Here is an 18,090-nt window from a genome sequence, read left to right on the forward strand (position 1 = left end):
GGTCAGGCCTCCGTTCCGGGGGTCTCCGCCGGAGCAGCGGCAGCGGCCTCGGCCTTGGGGGCCTCGGCAGCGGCGGTCTGCTGCTGCGGCTTGCGGCCACCGCGGCCGCCACGCTCGCCACCGCGGCGCGGGCGGTCGTTGCCGCCACCGCGAGCCGGGCGGTTACCCGCACGGGCGGCAGCGTTCTCGGCACGCACCTCGGCGATGTTCTTGACGTCGCCCTTGTAGATCCAGACCTTCACGCCGATACGGCCGAAGGTGGTCTTGGCCTCGAAGAAGCCGTAGTCGACGTTCGCACGGAGCGTGTGCAGGGGCACACGGCCCTCGCGGTAGAACTCCGAGCGGGACATCTCGGCGCCGCCGAGACGGCCGCCGCACTGGATCTTGATGCCCTTGGCGCCGGCCTTCATCGTCGACTGCATGCTCTTACGCATGGCGCGACGGAAGGAGACGCGGGAGGAGAGCTGCTCGGCGACGGCCTGGGCCACGAGCTGAGCATCGGTCTCGGGGTTCTTGACCTCGAGGATGTTCAGCTGGACCTGCTTGCCGGTCAGCTTCTCCAGTTCGCCGCGGATGCGGTCGGCCTCGGCGCCACGGCGGCCGATGACGATGCCCGGACGAGCGGTGTGGATGTCAACGCGGACGCGCTCACGGGTGCGCTCGATCTCCACCTTGGAGATACCGGCGCGCTCCATGCCCTTCGTCATCATGCGACGAATGGCGACGTCTTCCTTGACGTAGTCCTTGTACAGCTTGTCGGCGTACCAGCGCGACTTGAAGTCGGTGGTGATGCCGAGCCGGAACCCGTGCGGGTTAACCTTCTGGCCCATTACCGGGTTCCTTCCTTGCTGCTGACGACCACGGTGATGTGGCTGGTCCGCTTGCGGATCCGGTAGGCACGGCCCTGAGCACGCGGACGGAACCGCTTCAGGGTCGGGCCCTCGTCGACGTATGCCTCGGAGATGACGAGGCTGCCGGCGTCGGTGTGGTCGTAGTTGTGCGCGGCGTTGGCAATGGCGCTGTCAAGCACCTTGCCCACCGGCACGCTCGCGGCCTGCGGGGCGAAACGCAGGACCGCCTGAGCCTCCGTGGCATTCATGCCACGGATAAGGTCCACCACGCGGCGGGCCTTCATGGGCGTGACGCGGATGTACCGCGCCTGGGCCCTGGCTTCCATGGTTGTCCCTTCGGTGTCAGTCATAGTCTTCGCACTCCGCCGATCAACGACGCCGCGACTTGCGGTCGTCCTTCTCGTGGCCGCGGAAGGTGCGGGTCGGCGCAAACTCGCCGAGCTTGTGGCCGACCATCGACTCGGTGACGAACACCGGGACGTGCTTGCGGCCGTCGTGCACCGCGATCGTGTGGCCGAGCATGGCCGGGACGATCATGGAGCGGCGGGACCAGGTCTTGATGACGTTCTTGGTGCCGGCATCGTTCTGAACATCCACCTTCTTGGAAAGGTGGTCGTCGACGAAGGGCCCCTTCTTGAGACTGCGCGGCATCTAAACCCGCTCCTAGCGCTTCTTGTTCGTCTTGCGGCGGCGGACGATGTACTTGTTGCTCGCCTTCTTCGGCGAACGAGTACGACCCTCCTTCTGACCCCACGGCGAGACCGGGTGGCGACCACCGGAGGTCTTGCCCTCACCACCACCGTGCGGGTGGTCGACGGGGTTCATCACGACACCACGCACGGTCGGGCGGACGCCCTTCCAGCGCATGCGGCCGGCCTTACCCCAGTTGATGTTCGACTGCTCGGCGTTGCCGACCTCGCCGACGGTGGCGCGGCAGCGCACGTCGACCAGGCGGATCTCACCGGACGGCATACGAAGGTGGGCCATGCGGCCCTCCTTCGCCAGCAGCTGCACGGAGGCACCGGCCGAGCGGGCGAACTTCGCACCGCCGCCCGGACGCAGCTCGATCGCGTGGATCGTCGTACCCACGGGGATGTGACGCAGCGGCAGGTTGTTGCCCGGCTTGATGTCGGCGCCAGCGCCGTTCTCAATCCGAGCACCCTGGGCCAGGCCACGGGGCGCGATGATGTAGCGCTTCTCGCCGTCTGCGTAGTGCAGCAGCGCGATGCGCGCGGTGCGGTTCGGGTCGTACTCGATGTGCGCGACCTTGGCCGGCACGCCGTCCTTGTCGTGACGACGGAAGTCGATCACTCGGTAGGCGCGCTTGTGGCCACCGCCCTGGTGGCGAACGGTCACACGACCGGCGTTGTTACGGCCGCCCTTGCTGTGCAGCGGGCGGACCAGCGACTTCTCCGGCGTGGACCGCGTGATCTCGACAAAGTCGGCGACGCTGGAGCCACGACGGCCCGGGGTCGTCGGCTTGTACTTGCGGATACCCATTTCTCAGTCCTCGTCCGATTCCGGACGACTCGGACTCCGTTAGGAGACCGGGCCGCCGAAGATGTCGATACGGTCGCCCTCGGCGAGGGTCACGATGGCGCGCTTCGTGTCGGCGCGCTTGCCGTAACCGGTGCGGGTGCGCTTGCGCTTGCCCTGCCGGTTGATCGTGTTGACCCCGGTGACCTTGACCGAGAAGACCGCCTCGACGGCCTGCTTGATCTGGGTCTTGTTGGAGCCCGGTGCGACGATGAACGTGTACTTGTTCTCGTCCAGCAGGGCGTAGCTCTTCTCCGAGACAACCGGCTTGACGAGAATGTCGCGCGGGTCCGAGAAGGTCTTGCTGGTGACGACGGCCTCACTCATCAGGCGTCGCTCCCTTCGGTCTCAGCGTTGGCCTTGGGGCCAGACACGAAGGACTCGAAGGCGGCCTTGGTGAAGACCACGTCGTCGGAGACGAGCACGTCGTACGTGTTCAGCTGGCCCGGCTCCAGGATGTGCACCTGGGGCAGGTTGCGGGCGGACAGCCACGCGGCCTCGTCGCTGCGCTCGGCGACCAGGAGCACGTGCTTTCGCTCGCTGACCTTGCCGAGGAGAGTCTTGGCGGCCTTGGTGGAGATGTCGCCCTCGACCACGCCGGCAACGACGTGGATACGGCTGTTGCGGGCCCGGTCGGTGAGGGCACCGCGCAGGGCGGCAACCTTCATCTTCTTGGGCGTCCGCTGCGAGTAGTCACGCGGCTGCGGGCCGTGGACGATGCCACCGCCGGCGAACTGCGGCGCACGGGTCGAACCCTGGCGCGCGCGGCCGGTGCCCTTCTGGCGGTACGGCTTCTTGCCACCGCCGCGGACCTCGCCGCGAGTCTTGGTCTTGTGCGTGCCCTGACGGGCAGCGGCCAGCTGTGCGACAACGACCTGGTGGATCAGCGGAACGCTGACCTTCGCGTCGAAGATCTCCGTGGGGAGCTCGACGGTACCGGCCTTGTCGCCTGCCGGCGAAAGGATGTCAATGGTGCTCATCGGTTACCTCAGGCCCCCTTGGCCGCGGTACGGACCAGGACGAGGCCGCCGTTCGGACCAGGAACTGCGCCCTTGATGAGCAGCAGACCCTTCTCCGCGTCAACGGCGTGGACGGTCAGGTTCTGGGTGGTGACCCGCTCATTGCCCATACGGCCGGCCATCCGCATGCCCTTGAACACGCGGCCCGGGGTGGCGCAGCCACCGATGGAGCCAGGCTTACGGTGCACACGGTGGGCACCGTGGGACGCCTTGCCGCCGTGGAAGCCGTGACGCTTCATGACGCCGGCGAAGCCCTTGCCCTTGCTCTTGCCGGTCACGTCCACCTTGACGCCGGACTCGAAGGTCTCAGCGGTCAGCTCCTGGCCGAGGGTGTACTCACCGGCGTCGGTGGTACGGACCTCGACGAGGTGACGACGGGGGGTGACGTCGGCCTTCGCGAAGTGGCCCTTGAGGGGCTTGTTCACCTTGCGCGGGTCGATCTCGCCGAAGGCGATCTGGACGGAGTCGTAACCGTCCTGGTCATTGGTGCGCACCTGGGTAACGACACAGGGGCCGGCCTTGACCACAGTGACCGGGACGACACGGTTGTTCTCGTCCCAGACCTGGGTCATGCCGAGCTTCTCGCCCAGGATGCCCTTGATCTGCTTAGCCATCTCTTCCGCGCCTCTCAGAGCTTGATCTCGATGTCAACGCCGGCCGGAAGGTCCAGGCGCATCAGCGAGTCAACGGTCTTGGGCGTCGGGTCGAGGATGTCGATCAGGCGCTTGTGCGTGCGCATCTCGAAGTGCTCGCGCGCGTCCTTGTACTTGTGCGGCGACTTGATGACGCAGTACACGTTCTTTTCAGTGGGCAGCGGCACCGGGCCCGCGACCGACGCACCAGTACGGGTCACCGTTTCGACGATCTTCTTCGCCGAAGAGTCGATGACCTCGTGGTCGTAGGCCTTGAGCCGGATGCGGATCTTCTGTCCCGCCATGGCTACTTCGTAGTCCTGTCTCTCGTAAACGCTCTGGGACCCGATGCGCTGTGCTCCGTGAGGAACACTGTTCTTCTCCGACCCACGCGGTCGGGCGTGTCGCACCCCTTCCCGTAAATCTCCGCAAAGGAGATCCTTCAGAAGGAGTAGGCAGGGGAAGAACACCCACCGGGCGCCTGGCCGAGGCACCCCGCTGACGCTTCCCGGAAGATTCCCGTATTTCCGACCCTGAGAAGGGACGACGAATACCTGGGACTCGCTTCCAGTCCTCCCGGCGGGAGGCGCGCAGCATCGGCACTCAACCGAGCAACCTGGACAGTGTGCCACACCTGGGACGCGTAAGGCTAATCGGGGCCCAACTGTCAAGGAGCCCCGCCCACCTGATGGCGGGCAGGGCTCCTCGTCGTGCTTTTTCGGGGCAGCGCCCCGGACCCCCGGCCCGAAGGCCGGGAGCTACCGGATCAACCGGATCAGCGAAATTACTTCGTGATCTTGGTGACCTGGCCGGCGCCGACGGTCCGGCCACCCTCACGGATGGCGAACTTCAGGCCCTCTTCCATCGCGACGGGCTGGATGAGCTCAACGGTCATCTCAGTGTTGTCGCCCGGCATGACCATCTCGGTGCCCTCGGGGAGGGTCACGACGCCGGTCACGTCGGTGGTGCGGAAGTAGAACTGCGGGCGGTAGTTGTTGAAGAACGGGGTGTGACGGCCACCCTCGTCCTTCGACAGGATGTACGCCTGGGCCTCGAACGAGGTGTGCGGCGTGACCGAGCCCGGCTTGATGATGACCTGGCCGCGCTCGACGTCCTCGCGCTTGATGCCACGGAGGAGCAGACCGACGTTCTCACCGGCCTGGCCCTCGTCGAGGAGCTTCCGGAACATCTCGATACCGGTGACCGTGGTGGTGGTCTTCTCGGTCTTGATGCCGATGATGTCGACGGTCTCGTTGACCTTGAGGACACCACGCTCGATACGACCGGTGACAACGGTGCCACGGCCGGTGATCGTGAAGACGTCCTCGATCGGCATCAGGAACGGCTTGTCGACGTCGCGCTCGGGCTGCGGGATCGACTCGTCGACGGCGGCCATGAGCTTGAGGACGGAGTCGCCCCACTCCTTGTCGCCCTCGAGCGCCTTGAGCGCCGAGACCTTGACGACCGGAACGTCGTCGCCGGGGAACTCGTACTCGGAGAGGAGCTCACGGACCTCGAGCTCGACGAGCTCCAGGATCTCCTCGTCGTCCACCATGTCGGCCTTGTTCAGGGCGACGACGATGTACGGAACGCCGACCTGGCGGGCCAGGAGCACGTGCTCCTTGGTCTGCGGCATCGGGCCGTCGGTGGCGGCAACCACGAGGATGGCGCCGTCCATCTGCGCCGCACCCGTGATCATGTTCTTGATGTAGTCCGCGTGACCGGGGCAGTCGACGTGGGCGTAGTGACGGTTCTCCGTCTGGTACTCGACGTGCGCGATCGAAATCGTGATACCGCGCTGCCGCTCCTCAGGAGCCTTGTCGATCTGGTCGAAGGCCGAGGCCTCGTTCAGGTCCGGGTACGCGTCGTGCAGCACCTTGGTAATGGCGGCCGTGAGGGTCGTCTTACCGTGGTCAATGTGACCGATGGTGCCGATGTTGACGTGCGGCTTAGTCCGCTCGAACTTCGCCTTCGCCACTGGTTCCTCCTGAAGTGGTTCTGTACGCCTTACTCATCGGCGCCAGGTGATCTTTGCTGGGATGCCGGCTGACGGGGCAATCCTCACGGATTGCGGGGATTACCCCATCAGACGGTGTCAAGCCTAAAGCGTGTTCCGACTCTCGGAGACGGAGCTATTCGCCCTTGGCCTTCGCGATGATCTCCTCGGCGACGTTCCGGGGAACCTCGGCGTAGGAGTCGAACTGCATCGAGTAGCTTGCGCGACCCGAGGTCTTGCTGCGGAGGTCGCCGACGTAGCCGAACATCTCCGACAGGGGAACCAGGCCCGTGACGAGCTTGGCGCCGCTGCGCTCCTCCATGGACTGGATCTGTCCACGGCGAGAGTTGATGTCGCCGATCACATCGCCCATGTAGTCCTCGGGCGTGGTGACCTCGACCTTCATCATCGGCTCGAGCAGGGCCGGGGAGGCCTTGCGCGCGGCCTCCTTGAAGGCCATCGAACCGGCGATCTTGAAGGCCATCTCGGAAGAGTCGACCTCGTGGAAGGCACCGTCGAGGAGCGTGACCTTGACGCCGGTCAGCGGGTAGCCGGCGAGAACACCGAACTCCATGGCCTCCTGGCAGCCCGCGTCCACGGACGGGATGTACTCCCGCGGGATACGGCCACCGGTGACCTTGTTCTCGAACTCGTACCCGTCGCCCTCGAGAGGCGCGATCGCGATCTGCACCTTCGCGAACTGGCCGGAACCACCAGTCTGCTTCTTGTGCGTGTAGTCGAGACGCTCGACCGGCTTGCGCAGGGTCTCGCGGTAGGCGACCTGCGGCTTGCCGACGTTGGCCTCGACCCGGAACTCACGCTTCATACGGTCGACCAGCACGTCGAGGTGCAGCTCGCCCATACCCGCGATGATGGTCTGGCCGGTCTCCTCGTCGGTGTGCACCTGGAACGAGGGGTCCTCTTCGGCGAGGCGCTGGATGGCCACACCCAGCTTCTCCTGGTCGCCCTTGGACTTGGGCTCAATGGCGACCTGGATGACCGGGGCCGGGAACTCCATCGATTCCAGGATGACCGGGTTGCTGGAGTCGCAGAGCGTCTCACCGGTGGTGGTCTGCTTCAGACCCATGACGGCGACGATGTCACCGGCACCCACCGAGTCGATCTCCTCACGCTTGTTCGCGTGCATCCGGTAGATCTTGCCGATGCGCTCCTTCTTGCCCTTCACCGAGTTCTGCACCTGCGAGCCGGCCTCGAGGCGGCCCGAGTAGATGCGGATGAAGGTGAGCTTGCCCAGGTGGGGGTCGCTCGCAATCTTGAACGCCAGAGCGGCCAGCGGCTCGCTCTCGGACGGCTGGCGCTTGATGACCTCTTCCGGGTCCTTGACGGAGTGGCCCTCGATGGCCTCGACGTCCAGGGGGGAGGGGAGGTAGCGCACGACCGCGTCGAGCAGGGGCTGCACGCCCTTGTTCTTGAACGCGGTACCGCAGAACACCGGGGTGACGGTGGTGTTCTCGGCCTTGCCCGAAGCGATGGTGATCCGGCGGATCGCCGCGTAGAGCTGCTCCACAGAGGGCTCCTGGCCCTCCAGGTACTGCTCCATGACCTCTTCATCGTTCTCGGCAACGGCCTCGAGCAGCTTGCCGCGCCACTCGTCGGCAGCCTCGATGTGGGTGTCCGGGATGTCGACGGTGTCGTACATCTCGCCCTTGGCGGCCTCGGCCGACCAGACCAGGGCCTTCATCGTCACGAGGTCGACGACGCCCTTGAAGTCGGCTTCGGTGCCGATCGGGAGCTGCATCACGATCGGGGTCGCGCCGAGGCGGTCCACGATCATGTCGACGCAGCGGTGGAACTCGGCGCCCGTTCGGTCAAGCTTGTTGACGAAGCAGATACGCGGAACGCCGTAGCGGTCCGCCTGACGCCAGACGGTCTCGGACTGGGGCTCGACACCGGCAACGCCGTCGAACACCGTCACCGCACCGTCCAGGACGCGCAGCGAGCGCTCCACCTCGACCGTGAAGTCGACGTGGCCCGGGGTGTCGATGATGTTGATGGTGTTGTCGACGTCTTCCAGCGGCCAGTGGCAGGTCGTCGCGGCAGACGTGATGGTGATGCCGCGCTCCTGCTCCTGCTCCATCCAGTCCATCGTGGCAGCGCCGTCGTGGACCTCACCGATCTTGTACGAAACACCGGTGTAGAACAGGATCCGCTCGGTGGTGGTCGTCTTGCCCGCGTCGATGTGGGCCATGATCCCAATATTGCGGACCTTGGCCAGGTCAAGCGAAGTGGTGGCCATAGTGGCTCAATCTTCTCTCGGTCTCGATGTGGGTTGCGACTACCAGCGGTAGTGCGCGAAGGCCTTGTTGGACTCGGCCATCTTGTGCGTGTCCTCACGCTTCTTGACCGAAGCGCCGAGGCCGTTGGAGGCGTCGAGCAGTTCGTTCATGAGGCGCTCGGTCATGGTCTTCTCGCGGCGGGCGCGGGAGTAGCCCACGAGCCAGCGCAGCGAGAGGGTGCCGGCGCGGCCGGGCTTGACCTCGACCGGGACCTGGTAGGTCGCGCCACCGACACGGCGGGACTTGACCTCGAGGGTCGGCTTGATGTTCTCGAGCGCGCGCTTGAGCGTGATGACCGGGTCGTTGCCGGTCTTCTCGCGCAGACCCTCCATGGCGCCGTAAACGATGCGCTCAGCGGTGGAGCGCTTACCGTTCAGCAGAACCTTGTTGATGAGGGAGGTCACCAGAGGAGAGCCGTAGACCGGGTCGATGATGACCGGGCGCTTCGGGGCGGGGCCCTTACGAGGCATTCTTACTTCTCCTTCTTGGCGCCGTAGCGGCTGCGAGCCTGCTTACGGTTCTTGACGCCCTGCGTGTCGAGGGAGCCGCGGATGATCTTGTACCGAACACCCGGCAGGTCCTTCACACGGCCGCCACGCACGAGCACGATCGAGTGCTCCTGGAGGTTGTGGCCCTCACCCGGAATGTAAGCGGTGACCTCGATCCCGCTGGTCAGACGCACACGCGCGACCTTACGCAGGGCCGAGTTCGGCTTCTTCGGGGTGGTCGTGAAAACACGCGTGCAGACGCCGCGGCGCTGGGGGGACCCCTCGAGCGCGGGCGTCTTGTTCTTCTCGACCTTGTCCTGCCGGCCCTTTCGGACCAGCTGCTGGATCGTAGGCACCGTTTCTCCGGTTTCTGTGTGCCAGTCTCGGTAAAGCTAACCTGGAACATTCCCCGACCCACGCGGTCGGGTGTGTCGAATACTGCAGTCCGGTCCCTCGCTGGAACGAGTGAGGCGGCAGATTGCGGTGTCAAAACCCGGCTTCCGTGCTGTGGCTCTCCTGGCCGAAGGCTGTGGAGATTGCGGGCACGGCAGCCCAGGGACACCCCAGGCACAAGGTCAGAGCGTACCTACCGCATGGGCTGCGGTCAAAACAAATGCACACGCGAAGGACACGCCGGACTCCTCACGGCGTTGCGGCCACGGTAGTGCGATCCCCGGCCGGACGGAAGAAGGCGCCACGCCCCGCTGACGCGCCGCGCCCGCCGCCGTACGACTCCTAGATATTGGCCACGGCCACCAGGACCGTCACCAGGATGAACAGCGCCCAGCCACCGATGCCCAGCCAGCCGAGGACCAGCCCCGTAAGGGCCTGCCCGTCCCCGCGCTCTCCGGTACGGCGGATCTCGGCGCGCGCCTTGTGCCCCAGAATCACGGCCGGGATCGCCGTCAGCCCCCACGTCACCGGCGTCATGATCCCGCAGACCAGCGCGCCCGTCGCCGAGCTGTTGGTGTGCACCGGCATGGGCATCTGCATCGGCATCGGCATGAAGGCCGCCGGCACCGGACGCTGCGGCACGAACTGCGCCTGCGGCACCGGCCCCTGCGGAAGATCCGCTACCAGCATCTGCAATTCGGCATGCGTCTGCGCCTTGTAGGCCCGCGTGATCCGCTGCTCGTACTCCGGCTGAAGCAGCCGCCCCTCGGCAAATCCCGCCTTGAGCACATCGACCGCTCGCTCACGATCGGCGTGCGAGGCACGCATGGCAGGCACCTGATTCGACGGCTGAGCGGGCTGCCCACCCTGCCACGGCTGGAATGCCACTTCGCGAACCTCCCCCCGCTCGACAGTTCTCCCCATCTTCTCATCACAGACGCAGCAATGGGAGGACAAGTTCCCGCGCGCGGCCGCCAACCCGCGAGAGCGCCGGTCCACAACGCCGCAGGGCGGCCACCCCGCGAGGGATGGCCGCCCTGTTGCTGTCGTACGGACCAGGATTACTGGTTGTACGGACCGTAGTCGTAGTCCTCCAGCGGGACCGCCTGGCCGGAGCCGGTGCCGAAGGGCGAGTAGTCGATGTCGTCGTAACCGACGGCCGAGTACATCGCGGCCTTGGCCTCTTCGGTGGGCTCGACCCGGATGTTGCGGTAGCGGGACAGGCCCGTACCGGCCGGGATGAGCTTACCGATGATGACGTTCTCCTTGAGGCCGATCAGGGAGTCCGACTTGGCGTTGATCGCCGCGTCGGTCAGGACCCTGGTCGTCTCCTGGAAGGACGCCGCCGACAGCCAGGACTCGGTGGCCAGCGAAGCCTTGGTGATACCCATCAGCTGCGGACGGCCGGAGGCCGGGTGGCCGCCTTCCGCCACGACGCGACGGTTCTCGCCCTCGAACTTCGTGCGCTCCACCAGCTCGCCCGGCAGCAGCTCCGCGTCGCCGGACTCGATGATCGTCACACGGCGCAGCATCTGCCGGATGATGATCTCGATGTGCTTGTCGTGGATCGCCACGCCCTGGCTGTTGTAGACCTTCTGGACCTCGCCGACCAGGTGGACCTGGACGGCACGCTGGCCGAGGATCCGCAGCACGTCGTGCGGGTTGACGGCACCCACGGTCAGCGGCTGGCCGACCGTGACGTGGTCGCCCTCGCCCACCAGGAGACGGGCACGCTTGGAGACGCCGTAGGGCATCTCGTCGCTGCCGTCGTCCGGGGTGACGATGACCTTCTTGGTCTTCTCGGTCTCCTCGATACGGACGCGGCCGGCCGCCTCCGAGATCGGGGCGACACCCTTGGGCGTACGGGCCTCGAAGAGCTCGACGACACGCGGCAGACCCAGGGTGATGTCGTCACCGGCCACACCACCGGTGTGGAAGGTACGCATCGTCAGCTGGGTGCCGGGCTCACCGATGGACTGGGCGGCGATGATGCCGACCGCCTCACCGATGTCGACCAGCTTGCCGGTGGCCAGCGAGCGGCCGTAGCAGAAGGCACAGGTGCCGACCGCGGACTCACAGGTCAGGACCGAGCGGGTCTTGACCTCCTCGACGCCCGCGTTGACCAGGGCGTCGATGAGCACGTCACCGAGGTCGACGTTCGCCGGGGCGACGACCTTGCCGTCGACGACGACGTCCTCGGCCAGCATGCGTGCGTAGACGCTGGACTCGACGTCGTCCGCCTTGCGCAGCACACCCGCGGCGTCCTTCGAGGCGATCCGCAGCTTGAGGCCACGCTCCGTGCCGCAGTCCTCCTCGCGAATGATGACGTCCTGGGAGACGTCGACCAGACGACGGGTGAGGTAACCGGAGTCGGCGGTACGAAGGGCGGTGTCCGCCAGACCCTTACGGGCACCGTGGGTGGAGATGAAGTACTCCAGCACGGACAGACCCTCGCGGAACGACGCCTTGATCGGACGCGGGATGGTCTCGTTCTTCGCGTTCGACACCAGACCACGCATACCGGCGATCTGCCGCATCTGCATCATGTTTCCTCGGGCACCCGAGTCAACCATCATGAAGATGGGGTTCGTCTTGGGGAAGTTCTCATTCATCGCCTCGGAGACCTCGTTGGTCGCCTTGGTCCAGATGTTGATGAGTTCCTGCGTGCGCTCGTCCTTGGTGATCAGACCGCGCTCGTACTGCTTCTGGACCTTCTCGTCCTGGGCCTCGTAGCCCGCGACGATGGCCTTCTTGGCCTCCGGCACGACGATGTCCGAGACGGCGACGGTGACGCCGGAACGGGTCGCCCAGTGGAAGCCGGCCGCCTTCAGGTTGTCGAGCGTCGCCGCCACGATGACCTTCGGGTAGCGCTCGGCCAGGTCGTTGACGATCGCGGAGAGCTGCTTCTTGCCCACCGAGTAGTCGACGAACGGGTAGTCCTCGGGCAGCAGCTCGTTGAAGAGCGCACGGCCCAGGGTCGTCCGCAGCCGGAAGCTGTCACCCTGCTGCCACTCGGGCTCGCCCTCTTCCGGAACCGGCGGGGTCCAGCCACGGGGCGGGACGGTGCCGATCGGGAAGCGGATGTCGACCTTCGCCTGGAGCGAGAGCTCCTTGGCGTCGAACGCCATGATCGCCTCGGCGGTCGAGCCGAAGGCCCGGCCCTCGCCGATGACCTTGCGCTCCTCTTCATCCGTGGTGAGGAAGAAGAGGCCGAGCACCATGTCCTGGGTCGGCATGGTGACCGGACGGCCGTCGGCCGGCTTGAGGATGTTGTTCGAGGACAGCATCAGGATGCGGGCCTCGGCCTGGGCCTCCGCGGACAGCGGGAGGTGGACGGCCATCTGGTCACCGTCGAAGTCCGCGTTGAACGCGGTGCAGACGAGCGGGTGAATCTGAATGGCCTTGCCCTCGACCAGCTGCGGCTCGAAGGCCTGGATGCCCAGACGGTGCAGGGTGGGCGCACGGTTCAGCAGCACCGGGTGCTCGGCGATGACCTCTTCGAGCACGTCGTAGACGACCGTGCGGCCGCGCTCGACCATGCGCTTCGCGCTCTTGATGTTCTGCGCGTGGTTCAGGTCCACCAGGCGCTTCATCACGAACGGCTTGAAGAGCTCCAGCGCCATGGCCTTGGGCAGACCGCACTGGTGCAGCTTGAGCTGCGGGCCGACGACGATGACGGAACGCGCCGAGTAGTCGACTCGCTTACCGAGCAGGTTCTGACGGAACCGGCCCTGCTTGCCCTTCAGCATGTCGCTGAGGGACTTCAGCGGGCGGTTACCGGGACCGGTGACCGGGCGACCGCGACGACCGTTGTCGAAGAGGGCGTCCACGGCCTCCTGGAGCATGCGCTTCTCGTTGTTCACGATGATCTCGGGCGCGCCGAGGTCGAGAAGCCGCTTCAGGCGGTTGTTGCGGTTGATGACACGGCGGTACAGGTCGTTCAGGTCGGAGGTCGCGAAGCGGCCACCGTCCAGCTGCACCATCGGACGCAGGTCCGGCGGGATCACCGGGATGCAGTCCAGCACCATGCCCTTGGGGCTGTTGCGGGTCTGGAGGAAGGCGGAGACGACCTTGAGGCGCTTGAGCGCACGGGTCTTCTTCTGGCCCTTGCCGGTACGGATGATCTCGCGGAGGCGCTCGGCCTCTTCGTCGAGGTCGAAGGTCTCCAGGCGCTTCTGAAGGGCAGCAGCACCCATGGAGCCGTCGAAGTACGTGCCGAAGCGGTCACGCAGCTCGCGGTAGAGCAGCTCGTCGCCCTCCAGGTCCTGGACCTTGAGGTTCTTGAAGCGGTTCCAGACCTCGTCGAGACGGTCGATCTCGCGCTGCGCACGGTCGCGCAGCTGCTTCATCTCACGCTCGGCGCCCTCGCGCACCTTGCGGCGCACGTCGGCCTTGGCACCCTCGGCCTCGAGCTCGGCCAGGTCGGTCTCGAGCTTCTTGGCGCGGGCCTCCAGGTCGGAGTCACGACGCTGCTCGATCTGCTGACGCTCGACGGAGACATGCGCCTCCAGCGAGGGCAGGTCACGCGTACGACGCTCCTCGTCCACCCACGTGATCATGTAGGCGGCGAAGTAGATGACCTTCTCGAGGTCCTTGGGCGCGAGGTCCAGCAGGTAGCCCAGCCGGCTCGGCACACCCTTGAAGTACCAGATGTGCGTGACGGGAGCGGCGAGCTCGATGTGGCCCATCCGCTCACGACGCACCTTGGCGCGAGTGACCTCGACGCCGCAGCGCTCGCAGATGATGCCCTTGAAGCGGACGCGCTTGTACTTACCGCAGTAGCACTCCCAGTCCCGGGTAGGACCGAAGATCTTCTCGCAGAAGAGTCCGTCCTTTTCGGGCTTGAGGGTGCGGTAGTTGATGGTCTCGGGCTTCTTGACCTCGCCGTGGCTCCACTGACGGATGTCGTCAGCGGTAGCCAGACCGATCCGGAGCTCATCGAAGAAGTTGACGTCGAGCACTATGCGTCAATCCCTCTCAGGGTTGTAAGTCTGTGGTCTGAAACGGGGGTCTTGGGGCCGACGGAGCCCAGCGGGCTGGGCTCCGTCAGACTCCCGTCAGACCTCTTCGACGCTGCTCGGCTCGCGCCGGGACAGGTCGATGCCGAGCTCCTCCGCTGCGCGGAAGACGTCCTCGTCGGTGTCGCGCATCTCGATGGACATGCCGTCCGAGGACAGCACCTCCACGTTGAGGCACAGGGACTGCATTTCCTTGATGAGCACCTTGAAGGACTCGGGAATGCCGGGCTCGGGGATGTTCTCGCCCTTGACGATGGCCTCGTAGACCTTCACGCGGCCGGTCACGTCGTCGGACTTGATCGTCAGCAGCTCCTGGAGGGCGTATGCGGCGCCGTAAGCCTCCAGCGCCCACACCTCCATCTCACCGAAGCGCTGGCCACCGAACTGAGCCTTACCACCCAGCGGCTGCTGGGTGATCATCGAGTACGGACCGGTCGACCGGGCGTGCAGCTTGTCGTCGACCAGGTGGTGCAGCTTGAGGATGTACATGTACCCGATCGAGATCGGGTCCGGGAACGGCTCACCGGAGCGGCCGTCGAACAGCCGCGCCTTGCCGGAGCCCTTGACCATCCGCTCGCCGTCGCGGTTGGGGATCGTCGACTCGAAGAGACCGGAGATCTCGTCCTCGCGCGCACCGTCGAACACCGGGGTGGCGACGTTGGAGCCGGGGGCGACCTCGTCGGCGGAGATCGAGTGGAGACGCTTCTTCCACTCCTCCTCGACACCCTCGACCTTCCAGCCCTGGCTGGCGAGCCAGCCGAGGTGGATCTCCAGGACCTGTCCCGGGTTCATTCGGGACGGGACACCCAGCGGGTTGAGGATGATGTCGACCGGGGTGCCGTCCTCAAGGAACGGCATGTCCTCGACCGGCAGGATCTTCGAGATGACGCCCTTGTTGCCGTGACGGCCGGCGAGCTTGTCACCGTCGGTGATCTTGCGCTTCTGGGCGACATAGACGCGGACCAGCTGGTTCACGCCCGGGGGAAGCTCGTCGCCCTCTTCGCGGTCGAAGACGCGGACGCCGATGACCTTGCCGATCTCACCGTGCGGCACCTTCAGCGAGGTGTCGCGCACCTCGCGCGCCTTCTCACCGAAGATCGCGCGGAGCAGGCGCTCCTCGGGGGTCAGCTCGGTCTCACCCTTGGGCGTGACCTTGCCGACGAGGATGTCGCCGGCGACGACCTCGGCACCGATACGGATGATGCCGCGCTCGTCGAGGTCGGAGAGGACCTCCTCGGAGACGTTCGGGATGTCCCGGGTGATCTCCTCGGGGCCCAGCTTGGTGTCACGGGCGTCGACCTCGTGCTCCTCGATGTGGATCGAGGAGAGGACGTCGTCCTGCACGAGGCGCTGCGACAGGATGATCGCGTCCTCGTAGTTGTGGCCCTCCCACGGCATGAACGCCACGAGCAGGTTCTTGCCGAGCGCCATCTCGCCTTCGTCCGTGGACGGACCGTCGGCGAGGACCTGGCCCTCGATGACCCGCGCGCCCTCGTCCACGACGACCTTCTGGTTGAAGGAGGTGCCCTGGTTGGAGCGGGTGAACTTGGCGACGCGGTACGTGGTGTACGTGCCGTCGTCGTTGGCGACGGTGATGTAGTCCGCGGAGACCTCCTGGACCACACCGTCCTTCTCCGCCTTGATGACGTCACCGGCGTCGACCGCACAGCGGTACTCCATGCCGGTGCCGACCAGCGGGGACTCCGCCTTGATCAGCGGAACGGCCTGGCGCATCATGTTCGATCCCATGAGCGCACGGTTGGCGTCGTCGTGCTCGAGGAACGGAATCATGGCGGTCGCGGCCGACACCATCTGGCGCGGCGAGACGTCCATGAAGTCCACCTCGTCGGCGGGGACGAGGTCGACCTCGCCGCCACGACGGCGGACCAGGACACGCTGCTCGGAGAACCGCATGTCCTCGGAGAGCTTCGCGTTGGCCTGGGCGATCAGGAAGCGGTCCTCCTCATCAGCCGTGAGGTAGTCCACCTCCTCGGTGACCTGGCCGTCGACGACCTTGCGGTAGGGCGTCTCGATGAAGCCGAAGACGTTGACCCGGCCGTAGGAGGCCAGCGAGCCGATGAGACCGATGTTGGGACCTTCGGGGGTCTCGATCGGGCACATGCGGCCGTAGTGCGAGGGGTGCACGTCACGGACGTCCAGGCCGGCCCGCTCACGGGAGAGACCACCCGGGCCGAGCGCCGAGAGACGACGCTTGTGGGTCAGACCCGACAGCGGGTTGGTCTGGTCCATGAACTGCGACAGCTGGCTGGTGCCGAAGAACTCCTTGATGGAGGCGACGACCGGCCGGATGTTGATCAGGGTCTGCGGCGTGATCGCCTCGACGTCCTGGGTGGTCATACGCTCACGCACGACGCGCTCCATACGAGCCAGACCCGTGCGGACCTGGTTCTGGATGAGCTCGCCGACGTTGCGCAGACGACGGTTGCCGAAGTGGTCGATGTCGTCGGTCTCGACGACGATCGAACGGCCGGACTCACCCATCGTCTCGGTCTCGCCGGCGTGCAGCTTGACCAGGTACTTGATCGTCGCGATGACGTCATCGGTGGTCAGCACACCCGCGTCGAGCGGCTCGTCGCCGCCGAGCTTCTTGTTGACCTTGTAGCGGCCGACCTTGGCGAGGTCGTAGCGCTTGGGGTTGAAGTAGAGGTTCTCGAGCAGCGTCTGCGCGGCCTCACGGGTCGGCGGCTCGCCCGGACGCAGCTTGCGGTAGATGTCGAGCAGCGCGTCGTCCTGGCCCTGGGTGTGGTCCTTCTCCAGGGTGGCGCGCATGGACTCGTACTCGCCGAACTCCTCGAGGATCTGCTCGGTCGTCCAACCGAGAGCCTTGAGCAGAACGGTCACGGACTGCTTGCGCTTACGGTCGATGCGCACACCGACCATGTCGCGCTTGTCGATCTCCATCTCCAGCCAGGCACCCCGGGACGGGATGATCTTGGCGGAGAAGATGTCCTTGTCGGACGTCTTGTCGATGGAGCTGTCGAAGTACACGCCCGGCGAGCGGACCAGCTGCGAAACGACGACACGCTCGGTGCCGTTGATGCAGAAGGTGCCCTTGTTCGTCATGAGCGGGAAGTCGCCCATGAAGACCGTCTGGGACTTGATCTCGCCGGTCTCGTTGTTGGTGAACTCGGCGGTGACGAAGAGCGGAGCGGCGTACGTGAAGTCGCGCTCCTTGCACTCGTCGATGGAGTTCTTCGGGGGCTCGAAGCGGTGGTCGCGGAACGTCAGCGACATCGACCCGGAGAAGTCTTCGATCGGGGAGATCTCTTCGAAGATCTCTTCAAGACCGGACTTGGTGGGGACTTCCTGCCCACTCTCCAGCGCAGCCTCGACGCGACCCTTCCATGCGGCATTGCCGAGCAGCCAGTCGAAGCTTTCGGTCTGCAGCGCAAGGAGGTTCGGAACCCCGAGGGGCTCCTTGATCTTCGCAAAAGAGATGCGCAGCGGGGCGGTGCTGTCGCCGTTGTTCGTATTGGCAGTCGAGGCGTTGCGCGAGGCGGCCAAGAGGGGGTCCTTCCGAGGGCTCGGACTCACTACGCGCGTACCGGTCCCGAATCGAGCAGACTGAGGGAAAGCCCAGGTCAGGGCAGATCATTCAGCTTTGCTCGGGCTCGGGTATGCCCCTGGTGACGGGCAGGGAGCAGCTAACAGGCAGCGCAAAGGGTCAGTGTAGCCACTTGGCACACTGATGTCCAGAGCGAGTTTCCGGAGACCGGTTCAGCACCGTGATACCGATCTTCTCCCTCCGGGAGGTCATGTCCTCCGCACCGGAGGAAGCCCTCGTTGTTCGTCTCAATGCCCTGCGCCTGCCGAAAGCCCTGCGCCAGTGGCGCACACCG

The 18,090-nt window shown here is 65.8% G+C and carries 15 protein-coding genes; all 15 read right to left on the reverse strand.

Annotated elements, in window-relative coordinates:
- Window positions 1–2 precede the first annotated feature (2 nt).
- Window positions 3–830, reverse strand: a complete 828-nt coding sequence (gene rpsC / locus M8I34_RS10510) for a 30S ribosomal protein S3 (RefSeq protein ID WP_030986147.1) — start codon at window positions 828–830, stop codon at window positions 3–5.
- Window positions 830–1,177 (reverse strand): 50S ribosomal protein L22, encoded by a 348-nt coding sequence (gene rplV / locus M8I34_RS10515; RefSeq protein ID WP_037839423.1) that lies wholly within the window; start codon window positions 1,175–1,177, stop codon window positions 830–832. Before rplV ends, rpsC begins: the two co-directional genes overlap by 1 nt.
- Before the next feature lie 43 nt (window positions 1,178–1,220).
- Window positions 1,221–1,502 (reverse strand): 30S ribosomal protein S19, encoded by a 282-nt coding sequence (gene rpsS, locus M8I34_RS10520; protein WP_018090899.1) that lies wholly within the window; start codon window positions 1,500–1,502, stop codon window positions 1,221–1,223.
- A gap of 12 nt (window positions 1,503–1,514) precedes the next feature.
- Window positions 1,515–2,351, reverse strand: a complete 837-nt coding sequence (gene rplB / locus M8I34_RS10525; RefSeq protein ID WP_030074780.1) for a 50S ribosomal protein L2 — start codon at window positions 2,349–2,351, stop codon at window positions 1,515–1,517.
- A gap of 39 nt (window positions 2,352–2,390) precedes the next feature.
- The gene (rplW, locus tag M8I34_RS10530) at window positions 2,391–2,714 is read right to left on the reverse strand and encodes a 50S ribosomal protein L23 (RefSeq protein ID WP_030074778.1); all 324 of its coding nucleotides are present in this window, start codon (window positions 2,712–2,714) and stop codon (window positions 2,391–2,393) included.
- Window positions 2,714–3,367, reverse strand: coding sequence for a 50S ribosomal protein L4 (rplD, locus tag M8I34_RS10535; protein WP_127151660.1), 654 nt, complete (start codon window positions 3,365–3,367; stop codon window positions 2,714–2,716). Before rplD ends, rplW begins: the two co-directional genes overlap by 1 nt.
- A gap of 8 nt (window positions 3,368–3,375) precedes the next feature.
- Window positions 3,376–4,020 carry a 50S ribosomal protein L3 gene (gene rplC / locus M8I34_RS10540; protein ID WP_018090903.1) on the reverse strand — a complete coding sequence of 215 codons (645 nt, stop codon included), beginning with the start codon at window positions 4,018–4,020 and terminating at the stop codon, window positions 3,376–3,378.
- A 14-nt stretch (window positions 4,021–4,034) separates the two neighbouring features.
- Complete coding sequence (rpsJ, locus tag M8I34_RS10545) at window positions 4,035–4,343, reverse strand: 30S ribosomal protein S10 (RefSeq protein ID WP_014054162.1); 309 nt, start codon at window positions 4,341–4,343, stop codon at window positions 4,035–4,037.
- A 479-nt stretch (window positions 4,344–4,822) separates the two neighbouring features.
- A complete protein-coding gene (gene tuf, locus M8I34_RS10550) occupies window positions 4,823–6,016 on the reverse strand; it encodes an elongation factor Tu (RefSeq protein ID WP_006604872.1) in 1,194 nt (397 codons plus the stop codon).
- Between the two features lie 154 nt (window positions 6,017–6,170).
- Window positions 6,171–8,291 carry an elongation factor G gene (gene fusA / locus M8I34_RS10555; RefSeq protein ID WP_244414124.1) on the reverse strand — a complete coding sequence of 707 codons (2,121 nt, stop codon included), beginning with the start codon at window positions 8,289–8,291 and terminating at the stop codon, window positions 6,171–6,173.
- A gap of 39 nt (window positions 8,292–8,330) precedes the next feature.
- Window positions 8,331–8,801, reverse strand: coding sequence for a 30S ribosomal protein S7 (gene rpsG, locus M8I34_RS10560; RefSeq protein ID WP_085925683.1), 471 nt, complete (start codon window positions 8,799–8,801; stop codon window positions 8,331–8,333).
- Between the two features lie 2 nt (window positions 8,802–8,803).
- On the reverse strand, window positions 8,804–9,175 hold the full coding sequence (rpsL, locus tag M8I34_RS10565; protein ID WP_003948652.1) for a 30S ribosomal protein S12: 372 nt from the start codon (window positions 9,173–9,175) through the stop codon (window positions 8,804–8,806).
- A gap of 379 nt (window positions 9,176–9,554) precedes the next feature.
- The gene (locus M8I34_RS10570) at window positions 9,555–10,040 is read right to left on the reverse strand and encodes a DUF1707 and DUF4190 domain-containing protein (protein ID WP_250049282.1); all 486 of its coding nucleotides are present in this window, start codon (window positions 10,038–10,040) and stop codon (window positions 9,555–9,557) included.
- A 233-nt stretch (window positions 10,041–10,273) separates the two neighbouring features.
- Window positions 10,274–14,173, reverse strand: a complete 3,900-nt coding sequence (locus M8I34_RS10575; protein ID WP_030074769.1) for a DNA-directed RNA polymerase subunit beta' — start codon at window positions 14,171–14,173, stop codon at window positions 10,274–10,276.
- Window positions 14,174–14,269: 96 nt separating this feature from the next.
- Window positions 14,270–17,755, reverse strand: coding sequence for a DNA-directed RNA polymerase subunit beta (gene rpoB, locus M8I34_RS10580; protein WP_030074767.1), 3,486 nt, complete (start codon window positions 17,753–17,755; stop codon window positions 14,270–14,272).
- Between the last annotated feature and the right edge of the window lie 335 nt (window positions 17,756–18,090).

The organism is Streptomyces sp. MCA2, assembly GCF_023544705.1.
GTDB lineage: Bacteria > Actinomycetota > Actinomycetes > Streptomycetales > Streptomycetaceae > Streptomyces > Streptomyces decoyicus.

Excerpts from the sequence above, each read along its gene's own strand:
- rpsS (WP_018090899.1), bottom strand. The coding sequence starts at position 1,502 with ATGCCGCGCAGTCTCAAGAAGGGGCCCTTCGTCGACGACCACCTTTCC.
- M8I34_RS10570 (WP_250049282.1), bottom strand. The coding sequence starts at position 10,040 with ATGCGTGCCTCGCACGCCGATCGTGAGCGAGCGGTCGATGTGCTCAAG.
- rpsG (WP_085925683.1), bottom strand. The coding sequence starts at position 8,801 with ATGCCTCGTAAGGGCCCCGCCCCGAAGCGCCCGGTCATCATCGACCCG.
- rplC (WP_018090903.1), bottom strand. The coding sequence starts at position 4,020 with ATGGCTAAGCAGATCAAGGGCATCCTGGGCGAGAAGCTCGGCATGACC.
- fusA (WP_244414124.1), bottom strand. The coding sequence starts at position 8,291 with ATGGCCACCACTTCGCTTGACCTGGCCAAGGTCCGCAATATTGGGATC.
- rpsJ (WP_014054162.1), bottom strand. The coding sequence starts at position 4,343 with ATGGCGGGACAGAAGATCCGCATCCGGCTCAAGGCCTACGACCACGAG.
- rplB (WP_030074780.1), bottom strand. The coding sequence starts at position 2,351 with ATGGGTATCCGCAAGTACAAGCCGACGACCCCGGGCCGTCGTGGCTCC.
- rplD (WP_127151660.1), bottom strand. The coding sequence starts at position 3,367 with ATGAGCACCATTGACATCCTTTCGCCGGCAGGCGACAAGGCCGGTACC.
- rpsC (WP_030986147.1), bottom strand. The coding sequence starts at position 830 with ATGGGCCAGAAGGTTAACCCGCACGGGTTCCGGCTCGGCATCACCACC.
- rplV (WP_037839423.1), bottom strand. The coding sequence starts at position 1,177 with ATGGAAGCCAGGGCCCAGGCGCGGTACATCCGCGTCACGCCCATGAAG.
- rplW (WP_030074778.1), bottom strand. The coding sequence starts at position 2,714 with ATGAGTGAGGCCGTCGTCACCAGCAAGACCTTCTCGGACCCGCGCGAC.